At 38.5% G+C, this 18,820-nt stretch carries 17 protein-coding genes, 1 tRNA gene and 2 riboswitches; of the genes, 15 read left to right on the plus strand and 3 right to left on the minus strand.

What is annotated here, in order from left to right:
* The 5 genes from WKH56_RS34430 (at window position 1) to tsaD (ending at window position 2,938) form a co-directional block, all read left to right on the plus strand.
* Window positions 1–76, plus strand: a tRNA-Asp gene (locus WKH56_RS34430).
* A 220-nt stretch (window positions 77–296) separates the two neighbouring features.
* Window positions 297–767, plus strand: a complete 471-nt coding sequence (gene tsaE / locus WKH56_RS34435) for a tRNA (adenosine(37)-N6)-threonylcarbamoyltransferase complex ATPase subunit type 1 TsaE (protein WP_013081426.1) — start codon at window positions 297–299, stop codon at window positions 765–767.
* Complete coding sequence (gene tsaB / locus WKH56_RS34440; RefSeq protein ID WP_028412695.1) at window positions 764–1,462, plus strand: tRNA (adenosine(37)-N6)-threonylcarbamoyltransferase complex dimerization subunit type 1 TsaB; 699 nt, start codon at window positions 764–766, stop codon at window positions 1,460–1,462. The genes tsaE and tsaB overlap by 4 nt, the downstream gene beginning before the upstream one ends.
* A 13-nt stretch (window positions 1,463–1,475) precedes the next feature.
* The gene (gene rimI / locus WKH56_RS34445) at window positions 1,476–1,925 is read left to right on the plus strand and encodes a ribosomal protein S18-alanine N-acetyltransferase (protein WP_028412696.1); all 450 of its coding nucleotides are present in this window, start codon (window positions 1,476–1,478) and stop codon (window positions 1,923–1,925) included.
* Window positions 1,922–2,938 carry a tRNA (adenosine(37)-N6)-threonylcarbamoyltransferase complex transferase subunit TsaD gene (gene tsaD / locus WKH56_RS34450; protein WP_080754517.1) on the plus strand — a complete coding sequence of 339 codons (1,017 nt, stop codon included), beginning with the start codon at window positions 1,922–1,924 and terminating at the stop codon, window positions 2,936–2,938. Before rimI ends, tsaD begins: the two co-directional genes overlap by 4 nt.
* A 255-nt stretch (window positions 2,939–3,193) precedes the next feature.
* Here tsaD and WKH56_RS34455 read toward each other — a convergent pair whose 3' ends face one another.
* Window positions 3,194–5,128 carry an ABC-F family ATP-binding cassette domain-containing protein gene (locus WKH56_RS34455; protein ID WP_063248178.1) on the minus strand — a complete coding sequence of 645 codons (1,935 nt, stop codon included), beginning with the start codon at window positions 5,126–5,128 and terminating at the stop codon, window positions 3,194–3,196.
* Window positions 5,129–5,587: 459 nt separating this feature from the next.
* Between WKH56_RS34455 and WKH56_RS34460 the strand changes: the two genes are divergently transcribed.
* From WKH56_RS34460 to tatC, 3 genes are read left to right on the plus strand one after another with little or no spacing between them, the layout of a single operon-like run.
* Window positions 5,588–6,226, plus strand: coding sequence for a redox-sensing transcriptional repressor Rex (locus tag WKH56_RS34460; protein ID WP_028410376.1), 639 nt, complete (start codon window positions 5,588–5,590; stop codon window positions 6,224–6,226).
* Window positions 6,227–6,279: 53 nt separating this feature from the next.
* The gene (gene tatA, locus WKH56_RS34465; protein WP_013055022.1) at window positions 6,280–6,465 is read left to right on the plus strand and encodes a twin-arginine translocase TatA/TatE family subunit; all 186 of its coding nucleotides are present in this window, start codon (window positions 6,280–6,282) and stop codon (window positions 6,463–6,465) included.
* A gap of 15 nt (window positions 6,466–6,480) precedes the next feature.
* The gene (gene tatC, locus WKH56_RS34470) at window positions 6,481–7,236 is read left to right on the plus strand and encodes a twin-arginine translocase subunit TatC (protein ID WP_013055023.1); all 756 of its coding nucleotides are present in this window, start codon (window positions 6,481–6,483) and stop codon (window positions 7,234–7,236) included.
* A 26-nt stretch (window positions 7,237–7,262) separates the two neighbouring features.
* Here the strand turns inward: tatC and WKH56_RS34475 are convergent, their stop codons facing one another.
* The gene (locus WKH56_RS34475; RefSeq protein WP_013055024.1) at window positions 7,263–7,490 is read right to left on the minus strand and encodes a YdiK family protein; all 228 of its coding nucleotides are present in this window, start codon (window positions 7,488–7,490) and stop codon (window positions 7,263–7,265) included.
* Window positions 7,487–8,215 carry a CPBP family intramembrane glutamic endopeptidase gene (locus WKH56_RS34480; RefSeq protein ID WP_028412699.1) on the minus strand — a complete coding sequence of 243 codons (729 nt, stop codon included), beginning with the start codon at window positions 8,213–8,215 and terminating at the stop codon, window positions 7,487–7,489. The genes WKH56_RS34475 and WKH56_RS34480 overlap by 4 nt, the downstream gene beginning before the upstream one ends.
* Window positions 8,216–8,514: 299 nt before the next feature.
* Here WKH56_RS34480 and groES point away from each other — a divergent pair, with 299 nt between their 5' ends.
* From groES to WKH56_RS34515, 7 genes are all read left to right on the plus strand, one after another.
* Entirely contained in the window at window positions 8,515–8,799 is a 285-nt protein-coding gene (gene groES / locus WKH56_RS34485) for a co-chaperone GroES (protein WP_013055026.1), read from the plus strand.
* Window positions 8,800–8,866: 67 nt separating this feature from the next.
* Window positions 8,867–10,498 carry a chaperonin GroEL gene (groL, locus tag WKH56_RS34490; RefSeq protein ID WP_028412700.1) on the plus strand — a complete coding sequence of 544 codons (1,632 nt, stop codon included), beginning with the start codon at window positions 8,867–8,869 and terminating at the stop codon, window positions 10,496–10,498.
* A gap of 158 nt (window positions 10,499–10,656) precedes the next feature.
* A complete protein-coding gene (locus tag WKH56_RS34495; RefSeq protein ID WP_048022395.1) occupies window positions 10,657–11,607 on the plus strand; it encodes an AAA family ATPase in 951 nt (316 codons plus the stop codon).
* An 11-nt stretch (window positions 11,608–11,618) separates the two neighbouring features.
* Window positions 11,619–12,812, plus strand: a complete 1,194-nt coding sequence (locus WKH56_RS34500; protein WP_230624709.1) for a DUF58 domain-containing protein — start codon at window positions 11,619–11,621, stop codon at window positions 12,810–12,812.
* Window positions 12,805–14,997 (plus strand): transglutaminase TgpA family protein, encoded by a 2,193-nt coding sequence (locus WKH56_RS34505; protein WP_048022394.1) that lies wholly within the window; start codon window positions 12,805–12,807, stop codon window positions 14,995–14,997. The genes WKH56_RS34500 and WKH56_RS34505 overlap by 8 nt, the downstream gene beginning before the upstream one ends.
* A 39-nt stretch (window positions 14,998–15,036) precedes the next feature.
* Window positions 15,037–15,138, plus strand: a riboswitch (purine riboswitch).
* A 123-nt stretch (window positions 15,139–15,261) separates the two neighbouring features.
* Window positions 15,262–16,791 (plus strand): glutamine-hydrolyzing GMP synthase, encoded by a 1,530-nt coding sequence (gene guaA / locus WKH56_RS34510; RefSeq protein WP_028412703.1) that lies wholly within the window; start codon window positions 15,262–15,264, stop codon window positions 16,789–16,791.
* Between the two features lie 97 nt (window positions 16,792–16,888).
* Window positions 16,889–16,990, plus strand: a riboswitch (purine riboswitch).
* Between the two features lie 133 nt (window positions 16,991–17,123).
* Window positions 17,124–18,449: an NCS2 family permease gene (locus WKH56_RS34515; RefSeq protein WP_013055032.1), complete on the plus strand. Its 1,326-nt coding sequence runs from the start codon at window positions 17,124–17,126 to the stop codon at window positions 18,447–18,449.
* The last annotated feature ends 371 nt before the right edge of the window (window positions 18,450–18,820 follow it).

Below are 18,820 nucleotides of genomic sequence, written 5' to 3' on the forward strand. Positions count from 1 at the left end.
GGTCCCGTGGTGTAGCGGTTAACATGCCTGCCTGTCACGCAGGAGATCGCGGGTTCGATTCCCGTCGGGACCGCCATGTTTTAGAAACGAAACAATGTGTTTCGTCTTTTTTATTGTTTGAACCATTTTTATATAAAACTTTACCGTCCTTAGGAGCAATCCTAAGGAATTTTTTATATACAAAGAAATTTCTTTGTAGAATTGCGATGTTAAAGATTGTTGGATTTCTTACTGGATATGTATAGTCCACAACGTTTACAATATATATATACAGATTGAAATGAGGTTCTGAATGAATGACAGAGATTAATGAATTTACGTTTATGTCTACGTCTCCTGATGAAACTAATCAGCTGGCTGCTCGTCTAGCAACTTTATTAGAAGCTGGTGACGTGCTGCTGCTTGAAGGTGATTTGGGAGCTGGAAAGACAACATTCACAAAAAGTTTAGCTAAAGGCTTAGGAATTGAACGCAATGTGAATAGCCCGACATTTACTATCATTAAAGAATACAAAAGCGGTCGCCTTCCTCTTTACCATATGGATGTGTACCGTCTAGGGGATGAATTTGAAGACCTAGGGTTCGATGAGTATTTTGAAGGAGATGGCGTGACGGTCGTGGAGTGGGCTCACCTGATTGAAGAGCAGCTTCCTAATGAATATATTCAAATCAATATTTACCATGAAAACGAAACGACTCGTAAAATCCTTGTAAAAGCGATAGGCAGTCGGTACGTTGAAATATGTAAGGAGCTTTTTAAAAGATGAAAATGTTAGCCATTGATACATCCAATTTTGTCATGGGTGTTGCTGTCGTTGAAGAAAACAAAGTAATTGGAGAAATTATTACGAATCTAAAAAAGAATCACTCTGTTCGTGTGATGAACGCTGTGGAATCTTTGTTAAAAGATTGTGATATTGCGCCAAGCGAGCTAGACCGTATTGTAGTGGCACACGGTCCCGGGTCCTATACCGGTGTACGCATTGGTGTTACCATTGCCAAGACACTTGCTTGGACTTTAAATATTCCTTTAATAGGTGTATCTAGCCTTGAGGCACTAGCAGCAAACGGTCGTTATTTTGATGGATATATTGCTCCGTTATTTGATGCGCGCCGTCAGCAGCTTTATACAGGACTATATGAATGGAATAACGAACGAGGTCTTGTAGAAGTTGAAAGTGATCGACTTGTTATTAATAAGGACTGGGCGGAACATTTAAAGTCATACAACAAACCTATTTTATTCATAGGCAATGATCTTTCCATGCATGAAGAGGCGTTAAAAGAAGTGTTGAGTGAACAAGCTGTATTTGCCCATGTTCAGCAGTTTAACCCAAGACCAAGTGAATTGGCTTTCTTAGGAATGAAGAAAGAGCCGCAGTCTGTGCATACTTTTGTTCCGAACTACATTCGTTTAGCTGAAGCAGAAGCCAACTGGCTTGCTTCACAGCAAAAAGGATAAAAGAAGGTATAACATGAAACTAACAATTAAGTTTCGTTTAATGGAAGTTAAAGATATTGATCAAGTAGTGAAAATCGAAGAGAAGTCTTTTACGACACCTTGGAGTGCAGAAGCATTTCAAAATGAGTTAACCAATAATCAATTTTCAACCTACATTGTGATGGAAGAAGGGGAAAATATTATTGGTTATTGCGGAACGTGGATTGTTATTGACGAAGCACATGTAACCAATATTGCGCTATTGCCAGACTACCGAGGCAAGGGACTCGGTGAATTGCTGCTGCGCAACGTGATGGACGTTCTTCGAAAACTAGGTGCTACGTCAATGACATTAGAAGTTAGGGTATCTAATCATATTGCACAATCATTGTATCAAAAGCTAGGTTTTAAACCTGGAGGTATTCGTAAGAATTATTATTCTGATAACAATGAGGATGCATTAGTTATGTGGGTGAATTTATGAATGAAAATCAATTAATTTTAGCATTAGAAACAAGCTGTGATGAGACAGCAGCAGCTGTGATTCGAAACGGTCATGAAATTGTAGCCAATGTGGTGGCCTCTCAAATAGAAAGCCATAAACGATTTGGCGGTGTCGTACCGGAAATTGCATCTCGTCATCATGTAGAACAAATTACAGTAGTAGTTGAAGAAACTTTAAATCAAGCGAACTTGACGTTTGCAGATATAGATGCAATAGCTGTAACGGAAGGACCAGGGCTTGTGGGAGCACTTCTTATTGGCGTAAATGCAGCCAAAGCGCTAGCATTTGCACATCAAAAGCCATTAATTGGTGTTCATCATATTGCAGGACATATTTATGCAAATCAGCTAATCAAAAAACTAGAATTCCCGCTCTTATCGCTAGTTGTATCTGGCGGGCATACGGAGCTTGTATACATGGAAAGTCACGGTCATTTTAAAGTAATCGGTGAAACAAGAGATGATGCAGCAGGAGAAGCCTACGATAAAGTAGCCCGCACGTTAAACCTTCCATATCCAGGCGGACCTCATATTGACCGCCTTGCACATGAAGGAGAGCCATTAATTGATTTGCCGCGTGCTTGGCTAGAAGAAGGATCCTATGATTTTAGTTTCAGTGGATTAAAATCAGCAGTTATTAACACTGTCCACAATGCGAAGCAAAAAGGTGAAGAGATTCTTCCACAAACACTTGCTGCTAGCTTTCAAGCGAGTGTCATTGATGTGTTAGTAACTAAAACGATTAAAGCTGCAAAGGAATATAACGTTAAGCAAGTTTTATTAGCAGGAGGAGTTGCTGCTAATAAAGGGCTTAGAGCAGCGCTAGAAGAGGCATTTGAACCCCTATCAAATATTGAGCTTATTATCCCGCCGCTATCTCTATGTACGGATAATGCCGCAATGATTGGAGCAGCAGCAAGCGTACGATTTGCTCAAGGAAAACGTTCAGATATGTCATTAAATGCAAACCCCGGTTTGGACTTGGAAGAGTAAGTGACGAATGAGATTTATTTCTCATTCGTCCTTTTTTGTGGATAAAAATGATTTATCAACAATATTCAATAAATTTAGAATTGACTGTGGATAATTATGTGGAAAAGTCCGTGCACTCAGTACACGGACCTGTTATCAACAAGTTTTAATTATGAAAATCAGACAGATATCCACTATTTATTCACAGAGTGGATAAAGCTTGCTCTTAAGCGCATGAACAAGTAAACAGGATGAATAGATACGCAAAAATATAGGCTACTCTTCTAGAAGCAGCTGTAATTCTTCCCACTCTTCCATTAATGTGGATAACTGTGAAGAAATTTTTTCATTTTCACCGTTTAATCTTGATACTTCTTCGTGATTTTGATAAATTTCAGGGTCACAAAGAAGTTCTTCATTCGCCGCTTGGGCGGCTTCTAATTTGTTTACTTCAGTTTCAATTTCTTCAATGCGGCGCGTTCGCTGTCTCATCAATTTCTTTTGTTCTTTATCTTGTTTATAGGACTGTTTATCTACTTTTACCGTACGTTCTTCGTTTGCTTTTATATTTTCTAATTCTTTGATTTCCTCTATTTCTGCTTTCTTTTCTACATAATAGTCATAATCTCCAAGAAATTCTTCTACTCCTTCAGGAGATAGCTCTGCTATTTTATTGGCAATACGATTAATAAAATAACGGTCATGTGAAACAAATAATAGAGTCCCTGGGTAATCAATTAACGCATTCTCGAGTACTTGTTTGCTATCTAAATCAAGATGGTTAGTAGGTTCATCCAAAATTAAGAAGTTAGCTTTTTGAAGCATAAGCTTCGCAAGAGCCAAACGTGCTTTTTCACCACCGCTGAGCGTGGAAACGATTTTCAGTACATCATCACCTGAAAACAGAAAATTTCCAAGCGCTGTACGGATTTCTTTTTCAGGTTTGGCTGGGTAGTCATCCCAAAGTTCATTTAAAACGGTTTTATTAGACGTTAAATTGGCTTGCTCTTGGTCGTAATAACCAACCATTACATTTGAGCCAAAGGAAATGGTTCCAGTCTTGAAGCTGAGTTTATCCACAATGCCTTTTAATAAAGTTGATTTCCCCACGCCATTAGGACCAACCAACGCAAGGCTTTCCCCTTTTTTAATGCGAAGATTTGCCTCTTGGACGACATAGTTGTGTTCATTATATCCGATAGACACATCTTCCAGATTTAAGACTTCATTTCCGCTTTGACGTTCAATTTCAAACGAAAAACTAGCTGATTTTTCGCCTTCGTTAGGTCGATTTATTAACTCCATTCGATCGAGCTGTTTACGTCTGCTTTGCGCACGTTTTGTAGTCGATGCGCGGGCGATGTTTCGCTGAATAAAATCATTCAGCTTTGCGACTTCATCTTGCTGCTTTTCGTACTGACGCAACTCTTTTTCATATCGCTCTGCTTTTTGTACAAGGTATTTAGAGTAGTTGCCCGTGTACTTCACCGTTGTTTTTTGTACGACTTCATACACTTGATTTACGACTTTATCAAGGAAGTAACGATCATGTGAAACGATTAAAATAGCTCCTTCATACCCTTGCAGAAACTGTTCCAGCCATGCTAAAGTTTCAATATCTAAGTGGTTGGTAGGCTCATCCAGAATAAGCAAATCAGGCTTTGTTAAAAGCAGTTTTGCAAGAGCCAGGCGCGTTTTTTGTCCACCGCTTAAGGAGGAAATAGGGGTGCTGTAGTCAAAGTTTGAAAAACGGAAACCGTGAAGAATAGATCGTGTATCCGCTTCATATTGATAGCCGCCTAAATCTTTAAACGTTACTTGAAGCTGATCATACTCTTTGGTTAGTTTTTCGTATTGAACTGAATCATTAAAAATGTCTGGATCACCCATCTTCGTTTCAAGCGTACGTAATTCTTTTTCCATCTTCTTTAATGGAGCAAAGACAGTCATCATTTCTTCCCATATGGAGAGTGTTGACTCAAGAACTGTATCTTGTCCCATATAATCAATGGAAACACCCTTAGGTTTAATAATTTCTCCGCTGTCATAGGAAAGCTGCTCAGCAATAATTTTTAATAAAGTTGATTTACCAGCACCGTTTCGTCCCACTAGGGCAATGCGGTCTTTTGATTGTACTTCTAACTTTATATTCGATAAAATGGGTTCTGCCCCATAGTATTTTGTAATACCGTTCAATTGTAGAATAATCATTTTTTCACCTCTAGTAGTATATCCATAGTGTATTTTAACATATTTTTAACTACAAGTTCTTCCTACAAGCGTTTGTAATTTGTAGAGGGACAAGGACAAATGATGAAGCGAATGTTTTGATTCATGAAATAAAATGATTTTACCTGCACATTTTATACAGGATACTATGTTAAAATAAGAGATAAGTGCATCTCTGAACTTATCTATGATGGATGTGAAAAAATCCGTCATGACTAACAAACCGATCCTTTGAAGGGCTAATTGCTTCGTTCTACATACCGACTTTAAGGAGTGCTGAATAGACAAAAGCCGTCGAGGTGTGAAGCGGAGTATATATAAAACAAGAGAAAAGAGAGAGAATTGGAAGCGCTACCTCAAAGCGGTTGATGCTTTGTGAAAGGTAATGCAATATGACTTGAAAATGTTAGTAATGACATACATGAACTGAGGGGGTACAACGTGAACACTGAACAATTAAAAATACCACAAGCAACGGCTAAGCGATTGCCGCTTTATTATCGTTTTTTGAAAAATTTGCATGCTTCTGGTAAACAGCGTGTGTCGTCAGCGGAGTTAAGTGAGGCAGTGAAAGTGGATTCTGCTACTATTCGTCGGGACTTTTCTTACTTTGGTGCATTAGGAAAAAAGGGATACGGCTACAATGTGAATTATTTACTTACATTTTTCCGTAAAACGTTAGACCAAGATGAAGTAACGAAAGTAGCACTGATTGGCGTAGGGAATCTAGGAACGGCCTTTTTAAATTATAATTTTATTAAAAATAATAACACCAAAATTGAGTGCGCTTTTGATGTGATAGAAGATAAAGTAGGTACGAAAGTAGGCGACGTGCCGGTCTATCATCTTGACCAATTGGAAGATTATATGAGTGATGACATCTCAGTAGCGATTTTAACCGTTCCTGCCACTGTTGCTCAGCAAATTACTGATCGTTTAGTGAGTTGCGGAATTAAAGGAATTTTAAACTTTACTCCTGCACGCTTAAACGTACCGGATGAGATTCGACTCCATCATATTGATCTTGCTGTAGAATTACAGTCGCTCGTCTACTTTTTGAAAAATTATCCTGTTGAATAAGGCGGACTGTGTTACGATTTCCTTAAGTCTAAATTAATAAGGAGAGTGGGAATATGGGGATTGGAGCAGGCAGTTGGATTATTATTGCGATTGTAGCACTGCTTATTTTTGGACCGAAACGGTTACCGGAGCTAGGAAGATCAGTGGGCCAAACGCTTAGAGAGTTTAAGCATGCCGCTAGCGGTGCATCAGAAGATCGTGAAAAAGATAAACAGCGTCAAGTAGATGACAAAGAGTAAAAGGGTGATCATAGTATGACCGAACAAGAAATGTCAATATATGATCACATAGGAGAGCTGCGAAAACGCATTTTAATTGTTTTATTTTTCTTTGTGATTGCCACAATTGGCGGCTTTTTTATAGCGGATAAGGTTATTGTCTATTTACAGCATGCTGATGAGGCAAAGAATTTAACGATGAATGCATTTCGGTTAACAGATCCAGTTAAGATTTATATGCAATTTGCTGTTATTATCGGCTGTGTACTTGCAGCTCCTGTTGCACTGTATCAACTTTGGGCATTTATTAGTCCTGGTTTATATGAAAAAGAGCGTAAGGTAACGCTTGGATATATTCCTGTTTCCATTTTTCTCTTTATCGGCGGTGTCTCTTTTTCTTATTTTGTGTTGTTTCCATTTGTCGTTGATTTTATGACGCGCGTTTCTGATGAGCTGAATGTAAACCAAGTGATTGGCATTAATGAATACTTTTCTTTTTTAATGCAGCTCACACTGCCTTTTGGCTTGTTGTTTCAGCTTCCTGTCGTCGTTATGTTTTTGACGCGTTTAGGAATTATAACGCCTATGTTTTTATCTCAAATTCGAAAATATGCCTATTTCGTACTGCTAGTTATTGCCGCACTTATTACACCACCGGAATTGCTCTCGCACATGATGGTGACAGTGCCGCTCTTAATTTTGTATGAAATCAGCATCATTATTTCCCGCATTTCGTATCGCAAAGTGTTAAAGGCAAGGGCAGAGCAAGAAAGAGAAGATGTTAGTATGTAAAAAAAACCACTGAAACAGTGGTTTTTTTATTTGGATGAATCATCTTGATTTTTATATTGCTGCTGCAATTTTTTAATTTTGTAGTGCAAGATAAAGATGCGAACCGCAAACCTGAAATCGAATGCGGCTACGAGTGCAAATAAGATTGTGGGGAAATTCCAGACGGTTTCCTGGGCATTTTGAATTGCCAAGTAGGTGAATAAAATCCCCATAATAATATAAATAAACCCTCGTGTTAAAGGGATATTCTTCATAAAAACATGCCTCCAAAAATGAACTGCATTTGTTCTGCTTGTTTTTGCATTTCTATAATTTTATCTGCAAAAATAGTTTGAGATAAAATAACGATTGTATTCATCAAAACATGAGCAATAATAGGTACAACAATTAGTCTCGTCCTTGCATAAAGGAATGCAAATACAAATCCCATAGCTGTATACACAAGTAAATGTTTAAAATCCCAGTGTACCGCAGCGAAAATAAGGGAACTAATAAATGCAGAGATAAAGAAATTGTATCGTTTGTGAAGAGAACCAAAAATAATCTTTCGGAAAATAATCTCTTCTAGTATTGGTCCAATAACAGACGTAACGACAATAAGGAACGGCGTTGCTTTAACAAGATTAACAATATTTTGTGTGTTTTCAGATACTTGGGTAATGCCAAGAGCGTGCTCAATCATACCTGCTACAGCTTGACCAGCCATAGCGAGAAACACCCCAAGGACTGACCAGACAACAGCAATCGTTTTTCCAGCATGTTCTATACGCATGGACATGTCACGGCGCAGCAGCAGTAAGACAATAAGTAAACCAAGGATAAAGCTAATGATAGTCCAATAAGTCAAAAGCATGACATTCGCTGTTCGAACTGGATAGTCATCAAACATTCCTGTTAATTTTAACAGCGGTATACCAACAACTCCTGAAAACTGCATAAGGATGTAAGTGAGGATAACATACCAATAACGTTTTTCCAATCTTCTATACTCCTTTAAAAGGTTTTTATGTATATATGTCGAAGAAGTACTGTAAAGTTAGTAATTTCTTCTTGCTCGTATTGTAACATACATATTATTGAACAGAGAAAAGAATGCTTTATTTCTCAAAATCGTCGAAATCTAAGACTATTATATGTAGTTGTCGTAAATTTTAAATTTTTTTTGTTTAATACTTGCAAAAAAAACCCACTTTGTTTTAATATAATAATTGTGTTAGCACTCGTTGAGGTTGAGTGCTAATAAAAATGCAAACATATTATTTGAGGAGGTTGTTTCACTTGTTAAAGCCATTAGGTGATCGCGTAGTGATTGAACTTGTAAAATCTGAGGAAAAAACAGCAAGCGGTATCGTGTTACCGGACAGTGCAAAAGAAAAGCCACAAGAGGGTAAAATTGTTGCTGTAGGTACAGGCCGAGTATTAGAAAGCGGTGAGCGTGTAGCTTTAGAAGTAGCTGCGGGCGATCGTATCATCTTCTCAAAATATGCGGGTACTGAAGTAAAATACGAAGGTACTGAATACTTAATTTTACGCGAAAGCGATATTTTAGCTGTAATCGGCTAATTTTAACCACAAACTTATCATACGTAAAAAATAGATTATTAAGAACATCTTGAGGAGGTCAAAGAACATGGCAAAAGACATTAAATTTAGCGAAGAAGCACGTCGCGCAATGCTACGTGGTGTAGATACATTAGCAAATGCTGTAAAAGTAACGCTTGGACCAAAAGGTCGTAACGTTGTATTGGAAAAGAAATTCGGTTCACCGCTTATTACAAATGACGGTGTAACAATTGCAAAAGAAATCGAATTAGAAGACGCATTTGAAAATATGGGTGCTAAATTAGTAGCCGAAGTTGCTAGCAAAACAAACGACGTTGCTGGTGACGGTACAACTACTGCAACAGTTTTAGCGCAAGCAATGATCAGAGAAGGTCTTAAAAACGTAACGGCTGGTGCTAACCCAATGGGTATCCGTAAAGGTATGGAAAAAGCAGTAGCTGTAGCGGTTGAAGAACTAAAAGCAATCTCTAAACCAATTCAAGGTAAAGATTCAATTGCTCAAGTAGCGGCTATCTCAGCAGCTGACGAAGAAGTAGGTCAATTAATTGCTGAAGCAATGGAGCGCGTTGGTAACGACGGCGTTATCACACTTGAAGAATCAAAAGGTTTCACAACTGAATTAGAAGTGGTAGAAGGTATGCAGTTTGACCGTGGATATGCATCTCCTTACATGGTAACTGATTCAGATAAAATGGAAGCTGTATTAGATGATCCATACATCTTAATCACAGACAAAAAAATCGGTAACATTCAAGAAATCTTACCGGTATTAGAGCAAGTTGTTCAACAAGGCAAGCCGCTATTAATCATCGCTGAAGACGTAGAAGGCGAAGCTTTAGCAACATTAGTTGTGAACAAACTTCGTGGTACATTTACAGCTGTAGCTGTTAAAGCTCCTGGTTTTGGTGATCGTCGTAAAGCAATGCTACAAGACGTTGCGATCCTAACAGGCGGAGAAGTAATCACTGAAGAGCTTGGTCTTGACTTAAAAACAGCAGGCATCGATCAATTAGGTCGCGCTTCTAAAATTGTTGTAACAAAAGAAAATACAACAGTTGTAAACGGTGCAGGAAACGCAGAAGATATCCTAGCACGCGTAAACCAAATCAAAGCTCAGCTTGAAGAAACAACTTCAGAGTTTGACCGTGAAAAATTACAAGAGCGCTTAGCAAAACTTGCTGGTGGCGTAGCTGTAATCAAAGTTGGTGCGGCAACTGAAACTGAGTTAAAAGAACGTAAATTACGTATTGAAGATGCATTAAACTCTACGCGTGCTGCGGTTGAAGAAGGTATCGTAGCTGGTGGTGGTACTGCATTAGTAAATATCTATAATAAAGTAGCAAGCATCGAAGCTGACGGTGACACTGCTACAGGTATCAACATCGTATTGCGTGCGATTGAAGAGCCTGTACGTCAAATCGCTCACAACGCTGGTTTAGAAGGATCAGTAATCGTTGAGCGTCTAAAAGGCGAAGCAGTTGGAACTGGATTCAACGCTGCAACTGGCGAGTGGGTAAATATGCTAGACACTGGTATCGTTGACCCAACAAAAGTAACGCGTTCAGCTCTTCAAAATGCTTCTTCTGTAGCGGCTATGTTCTTAACAACTGAAGCAGTTGTTGCTGACAAGCCAGAAGAAGGCGGAGCTCCTGCAATGCCTGACATGGGCGGCATGGGTGGAATGGGCGGCATGATGTAATCACTGCCCTACCTAAAAAAGCGACCAAGTACTCACTTGGTCGCTTTTTTGTGTGCGTTAATATTTTCAGATTTTTTTAAAATTTGTTAAGATAGTACTATGTTTATTGGAAAACTTACTAAACTCAAGGCTTAACTGAGTTTTAAGGGGGAGCGTCGTTGATTCAGCTGGATCATATTAATAATAAATTAAACCAAGTATTAGAAAACATCGATCAAATTGTGATTGGAAAACGTCAGGTATCTGAGCTTAGTTTGGTTGCTTTACTTGCAGGAGGACATGTTTTGCTTGAAGATGTTCCGGGTGTGGGGAAAACGATGCTTGTGAAGGCACTGGCCAAATCGATTGATGCAGAATTTAAACGAATTCAATTCACGCCTGATTTGCTGCCGTCCGACGTAACAGGTGTTTCTATTTACAGTCCAAAAGACATGGAATTTCATTTTCGTCCAGGTCCTATCATGAGCCACATAGTACTCGCTGATGAGATTAACAGGACTTCTCCTAAAACACAATCGGCGCTTTTAGAAGCAATGGCTGAGCATCATGTAACAACCGATGGTATCACCCGGGAAATTCCGGCGCCTTTTTTTGTGATGGCTACTCAAAATCCCGTTGATTTTGATGGGACCTATCATTTGCCGGAAGCGCAGCTGGATCGTTTTTTATTCAAACTAAGCATGGGGTATCCTACGCAAGAAGAGGAGCTTCAAATTTTAAATGGCGTATCGACTCAAGTTAATCTTGAAGATGTCAAACCTGTTATGAGCGTTCCAGAATTAGTACAGGCTCAAAAAGCTGTAAGCAGTATTTATGTAGATGATACGATCAAGAACTATATCATTGAAATTATTCGCAAAACTCGCTCTCATCCACATGTTTCATTAGGTATTAGTCCTCGTGGCACGGTTTCCTTTATGAAGGCTATTCAAGCATATGCGTTAGTAAAGGGAAGAGATTACTCTCTTCCTGATGATGTTCAAGAGCTTGCTTCGTATGTGTGTGCACATCGCTTAACGCTAAGACCTGATACTCAGTACAGCGGTTTAACAGCGAGTGATGTGATGAAGCAAATTATGGCTGATACGAAAGTACCTGTTAAAAGGTAAGAGGATAATTTATGAAACAGTATATAAAAGTGATATGGAACAAAGGTAGAGACTGGTTCGTTTTATTCTGCATCTTTACCGCTACGTTTTCTTACGCCATGTTTCAAGGAGGCTTTGTCAGCTGGTTTTTATTTTATAGCTTCTTACCTTTTGGATTATATGCGGTAGCCGTGTTGCTCTATCCGTTGAAGAAGTGGAATGTTGCTCGTGATGTGAAGCTACAGCCTCGATTCGCTGGAGATCATCTTTCTTATGACATTCACATTACACGCTCCTCGGCTTTTCCTGTTTATATGGCAGCGGTGAAAGAGGAGAGTAACCTTTTAGATCAAGAAGAAAGAACAATTTATCCGCTTTTTCAACGAAACGCTGTTATTCCGTATGAAAGATCGTTTGTAGAAAGAGGAGAATATGAATTTTTTACGATTTCAATTGAAATTAGTGATTTATTAGGCATCGTAAAAAAGAAGGCATATTTTCTACTGCAGCAGCGATTTATCGTTTATCCTCAGATTCATAAGATAGATATCCCGTTTCTTTTAGCGGGAATAGAAGAAGGGAAAAATGAAGTTTCTACGGGAAATCAATCTACTACGTTAGTGACAGGCATTAGAGAATATCAGCCGGGTGACCGATTAGGATCTATCGATTGGAAGGCGACCGCTCGTAAAGCTACGTTGATTTCTAAAGAGTTTGGTCATTATCATGAACGGAGTATAATTATCATTGCAGATGTTATGGGCCCTCTATACTTTGAAGAGCGAATGAGCTTTCTGGCATCCATGCTCATTCATGAAGAAACCAAGCGTAAAAAAGTCGATTTTCTTTTAGCTGGAGATGCCCTTTTTTCGCAGAAAACCTCTGAACAAAGGGAGGCTGATAACCTGTTGCATCACTTAGCACGTGCACAGCCTATTAGCAATCGAGCATTCGAAACAGAATTTCAGAATATTGCTATTCAAAAGCAGCATTCTTTTATGGTCATTGTCAGTCAAGTTACAGGGACTCTTATTGGCCAGATTCAATCCAAGCTGAGCCCTCATGCTAAGGCTTCACTCATTGTCGTTAAAAATGAAGGAGCGGGGCTTAGTGAGGAAGAGACAGTTATTGTAAATGGCATACAATCTTCTGCTTTAACAATTGAAGTCGTTCATATTGATCTTCCTCTATCACTAAAGGAAGTGAGGGCGGAAATAAGTGAATAAATCAGCTTGGTATGTAAAAAACGTCTTATTATACGCGGGAGCTTTCTTTTTATTAGTGGAATGGCTTCTCCCTTTAAATGAAGTCACTGATACGAATCAAATTCAATACTTTATCCTGTTTGTCGCTTACTGTTTTTTGAGCTTAACGTTTCGATTGCCGTTTATTGTGATGACGTTAGGGAGCATGTTGTTTATTTTGTTTTCACTTCACAGTCTCTATTTCCAAGGTGCCTTCTTTTCTTCAGAATGGCTTCCAAGACTTTTGGAAATTCTTCAGTCAGATGTACAAAGTATCATGGAGTGGAATATAGCGAATTTATCCTTTGAAATGAGGAGCACTTTATTTTTTATCCTGCTTTGGATTATGGCTTATTTAATTCGATATTGGATCTTTTATCAAAAAAGAATTTTCTTCTTTTTCTTCTTAACCATTTTGTATATTACCGTATTGGATACCTTTTCTACTTACGATGCCGGAGCTGCTATTATTCGCGTGACGATTATCGGATTTTTATTAGTAGCCATGCTTCGCATCAATCCTGAACGTATAAAAGGTGCTAGCACCGAGCGTTTAGAAAATAGAAAACGATCGTTTCTTTTTCTAGGCAGTTTTTTAGCCATTGTCATTGTGCTGGCTTATCTCGCCCCTAAACCAGGTCCGCAGTGGCCAGATCCGGTCCCTTTTATTGCAGCTCACACAACACATCAAGGACAGGGAGAATCTGCAAGCGGTCAACGAATTGGCTATGATATGGACGATTCTAAATTGGGGGGATCCTTTGTCAATGATGATACGGTTGTGTTTACAGCTAAAGTAGAGGATGAGCACTATTGGCGTATTGAAACGAAGGATGTGTATACAGGTAAGGGCTGGGAGCTGTCTAAAGAGGAAGAAAAAGTGCCTTTCAAAGGAAATGAAAACTTACTCCCTCAATATGATTCAAGTGTTGCAGGAGAAGTAAGAAAAGCAGAAGTTACCTATTCGCAGCCTTCTGTTCATCTTATGCATGTTCCTCAACTGCTGTCTCTAACCTTAAAAAATGGCATTCAAACCGATGTTACACCGACAAATGAAAAATTATATCCTTATCAAAATGACAAACTTGTTACTGTTCAATCGTATGAGCTAACGTATAAATATCCTGTGTTTGATACCGGGCTTCTTCAGCAAGCAGAGGAGAAAAAGTCAGAGAGTCTAGAGAATAATAATGAATTTATAGCAAGGTATACACAGCTTCCTGCTAATTTGCCAAAACGAGTAAAGGATTTAGCTCGTACGATAACAAAAAATAAAAACAATCGCTATGAAAAAGCGAAAGCCGTTGAAGAATACTTCCGATCCAATCCATATGTATATGATACTGAAAATGTTTCAATTCCTACGAAGAATAAAGATTATGTGGATCAATTTTTATTTGATACAAAAAGAGGATACTGTGATAACTTCTCTACTTCTATGGTCGTGCTGCTTCGTTCATTAGATATTCCTGCTCGGTGGGTAAAGGGCTATACAGAAGGTGATGCCACCGTTATTTCAGGAAGTAGTAAGTGGACAACCTATGAAATTACACAAAATAATGCTCATTCTTGGGTCGAAGTCTATTTTCCAGGAGCGGGCTGGGTACCTTTTGAACCAACAAAAAGTTTTTCTAATCCTTATGATTTTGTAGATAGCCAACCTAACAACTCTAGTGAAAATAGTCAAAGGGAAGAAGAGAAACAAGAAACGCAAGTCAAGGAGCAGCCTAAGAAGAAAGAGCTTCCGGCACAAGAGAAAAGAGAGAAAGAAAAAACAGCTTCTCTTCAAAATGCTAAGTTGTCTATGAAATGGAAAGTGCTTTTCTACGGACTGATTGTAGTTATGTTAATAGTAATATATCTCAATCGATTTAAATGGTTTTTACCTTTTTATATCTCTTTTTATAAAAAGAAAGAGAGTGTGGAAACCTTTGAATCAGCGTATGCTTTTTTACTTAAAAGACTCGCTGCAAATGGACTAAAACGGCAAGAAAATCAAACGCTGCGCGACTTTGCAGGAGAAGTAGACGAAAAATTAAATACGGTAAATATGCTAAAATTAACGGAAAAATACGAGCGGGTTTTATATCGAAATGCAGATTCCATAAAAGAATGGAAAGAGTCGATTGAATTGTGGGAAAATTTAATCAAAAAAACGAGTTCTTGACCATTGTTTCGCGGATTGATAGAATATTCTCGAACTTACTATAAATGTTTCGTATACCTTCATATATCCTCGATAATATGGTTCGAGAGTCTCTACCGGGTCACCTTAAACGATCTGACTATGAAGGCAGAACAGTCTATTTGACGATAAACGTCGTGCTCAACTAGACTTCTGCCTTTGTTTTTTGAGGGAGAAGTCTAGTTTTTTTTATATTTTAGGGCATAATAACAAGTGATTATTTACACATTCGGAGAGGTGAACAAGATGGAAGGCATGATTGTTGTATTAGATTTTGGTAGTCAATATAACCAACTGATTACGCGTCGCATTCGCGAGTTCGGAGTATATAGTGAATTGCATCCGCACACAATTACAGCAGAAGAGATTAAAGCATTAAATCCAAAGGGAATTATTTTCTCTGGAGGCCCAAACAGTGTGTACGGTGAAAACGCATTTCACTGCGATGAAAACATTTTTGAATTAGGTATTCCTGTTTTAGGTATTTGTTATGGAATGCAATTAATGACTCATCATTTTGGCGGGAAGGTAGAAGGTGCTAGCCATCGTGAATATGGTAAAGCAGCGATTAACGTACAAAACGATTCATTAATGTACCATGAGTTGCCAAAAGAACAAGTTGTTTGGATGAGTCACGGTGATTTAGTTGTAGAAACACCAGCTGGTTTTGAAGTGGACGCAACTAGCCCATCTTGTCCAATTGCCGCAATGAGTAACAAAGAAAAGAATATGTACGGAGTGCAGTTCCATCCAGAAGTTCGCCATTCAGTGCACGGTAACCATATCTTAAAGAACTTCGTGTTTGAAGTATGTCATGCTGAAGCAAACTGGTCAATTGAGAACTTCATTGAAGTTGAAATGGATAAAATCCGTGAAACAGTTGGAGATAGAAAAGTACTTTGCGCACTTAGCGGCGGAGTAGACTCTTCGGTAGTAGCTGTATTAATTCACAAAGCAATTGGTGATCAGTTAACATGTATGTTCGTAGATCACGGTTTATTACGTAAAGGTGAAGCTGAAAGCGTAATGGAAACATTTAGCGAAGGCTTTAATATGAACGTAATTAAAATCGATGCAAAAGATCGCTTCTTAGAAAAATTAAGCGGTGTATCAGATCCTGAACAAAAGCGTAAAATCATCGGTAATGAATTTATTTATGTATTCGATGACGAAGCTGCTAAATTAAAAGGGTTTGATTTCCTAGCTCAAGGTACGCTATACACAGATATTATCGAGAGTGGGACAGCTACAGCTCAAACGATTAAATCTCACCATAATGTAGGTGGATTACCGGAAGATATGCAGTTCAAACTAATCGAACCGTTAAACACGCTATTCAAAGATGAAGTACGTGCATTAGGTTCTGAATTAGGTATTCCTGATAACATCGTTTGGCGTCAGCCTTTCCCAGGGCCAGGTCTAGGTATTCGTGTACTTGGTGCAATTACGGAAGAGAAGTTAGAAATTGTACGTGAGTCGGATGCTATTTTACGTGAAGAGATTGCAAAAGCAGACTTAGAGCGCGATATCTGGCAATACTTTACGGTTCTTCCTGACATCCGCAGTGTAGGTGTAATGGGAGATGCTCGTACGTATGATTACACAATCGGTATTCGTGCTGTTACATCGATTGATGGTATGACTTCTGACTGGGCGCGTATTCCTTGGGATGTGCTTGAAGTTATCTCAACGCGTATTGTAAACGAAGTTAAGCATATTAACCGCGTAGTGTATGATATTACAAGTAAGCCACCTGCAACAATTGAATGGGAATAATATGTAAGAAAACCGAACAAACGAACATTCTTTTATAAGAATGTTCGTTTTTTGTTGACTTTTTTAAAAAGTTAATGGTAGGATAGTAACATAAAACAGCGAGATATAGCTTTAATGTCGTATAATCTTGGGGATAAGGCCCAAAAGTTTCTACCGAGCTACCGTAAATGGCTTGACTACGAGAAAGTAATACATGTATGTATAAAAATCTTTTGTTTTTTGCTCATACATTTCTCTTTTAGTCGATTTTATGCCTTTACGCGCCATAGCGTAGAGGCATTTTTTTATGGCCTGTCTAAGTGCATGCGGCTTCTATAAAGGGAGGAAAAAACGTGAAGAAGTATTTTCGTTTTGAAGAGCTGGGTACTAGCTACCGAAAAGAGTTTATAGCTGGCCTTACAACTTTTCTATCTATGGCTTACATTTTATTTGTTAATCCATCTGTGCTATCACTAAGTGATGTAAAGGATCTACCTGACAGTATGAGAATGGACCAAGGGGCTGTATTTACAGCTACTGCTTTAGCGGCAGCTTTGGGATCAATTGTTATGGGAGTGCTTGGTAGATATCCAATTTCATTAGCTCCAGGTATGGGATTAAACGCATTTTTTGCTTATACAGTTGTTCTGACGATGGGAATTCCATGGCAGACGGCTTTAACGGGTGTTATGATATCAGGTGTTATTTTTATTCTTTTAACATTAACAAGCCTGCGAGAAAAAATTATTAATTCTATTCCTATTGAATTAAAAATGGCTGTTGGAGCAGGTATTGGTTTATTTATTAGTTTTATTGGTATGAAAGGTGCGGGAATCATCGTCAAAGATGATGCCACATTCGTTGGACTGGGTGATTTGACGAACCCAACAACATTACTTGCGGTTTTTGGTATTGTCATTACTATTGTATTAATGGTGCTTCGAGTAAATGCAGCTGTATTTATCGGTATGATTGTAACGGCTGTAGCAGGTATGGCTTTTGGATTAATTGATACACCTAAAGCAGTGGTTTCATCGGTTCCTAGTCTTGACCCAACGTTTGGGGCAGCTTTCCAAAATATCGGTGATATCTTTACTGTAAAGATGCTAGTCGTCATTTTAACTTTCTTATTCGTTGATTTCTTCGATACAGCAGGTACGATGGTTGCTGTAGCGAGTCAAGCTGGGCTTATGAAAGATAATAAGCTTCCGCGAGCGGGCAGAGCGTTATTGGCAGATTCTAGTGCGATTGTAGTTGGTGCTGTTCTTGGTACCTCATCAACAACAGCTTACGTAGAGTCTACGGCTGGAGTAGCAGCGGGCGGACGTTCAGGATTTACTGCAATTGTAACGGCGGCGTTTTTCTTAGTTGCACTGTTCTTTTCTCCGTTGTTAGCGGTCGTAACACCAGCTGTTACTGCGCCAGCTTTAATTACGGTAGGAGCTCTGATGGTGTCAAACTTAGGAGAAATCAATTGGAAAGAGTTCGAAGTGGCAGTTCCGGCATTTTTCACGGTGATCATGATGCCATTAACGTACAGTATTGCAACAGGCATTGCGGTTGGCTTTATCTTTTATCCTATTACAATGTTATGCAGCAAGCGTGGAAAAGAAGTGCATCCCATTATGTATGCTCTCTGTATCATCTTCATACTCTATTTCGCGTTCTTAGCAGAATAGTTTAAATAAAAAAGCTCAGTTTAATGACTGGGCTTTTTTTTTATGGTAAGATAAGAAAACTGCATAGCGGCTAGATTGCTATTGTAATAGAGGTTAATTGGTTACTTTACTGAAGGTTTACTTCATTAACTTTTTTATTTATAAAGTTTTTTAGAAAAACGATTGACTCTATATATTATATATGGTAAATTATTAAATGTCGCTGATGAACAGCGCAGTTGAGAGAAACATCTTAAAAAAGATGTTGACATCAAAATAATAGAATGTTATACTAATAAAGTTGCTTCAGAGCAACGGTTGAACTTTGAAAACTGAACAAAGCGACAAACGTCAACGTTAATTTTTATTTTTTAAATGAGCAAGTCAAACAT

It is taken from the genome of Priestia sp. SB1 (genome assembly GCF_038898415.1).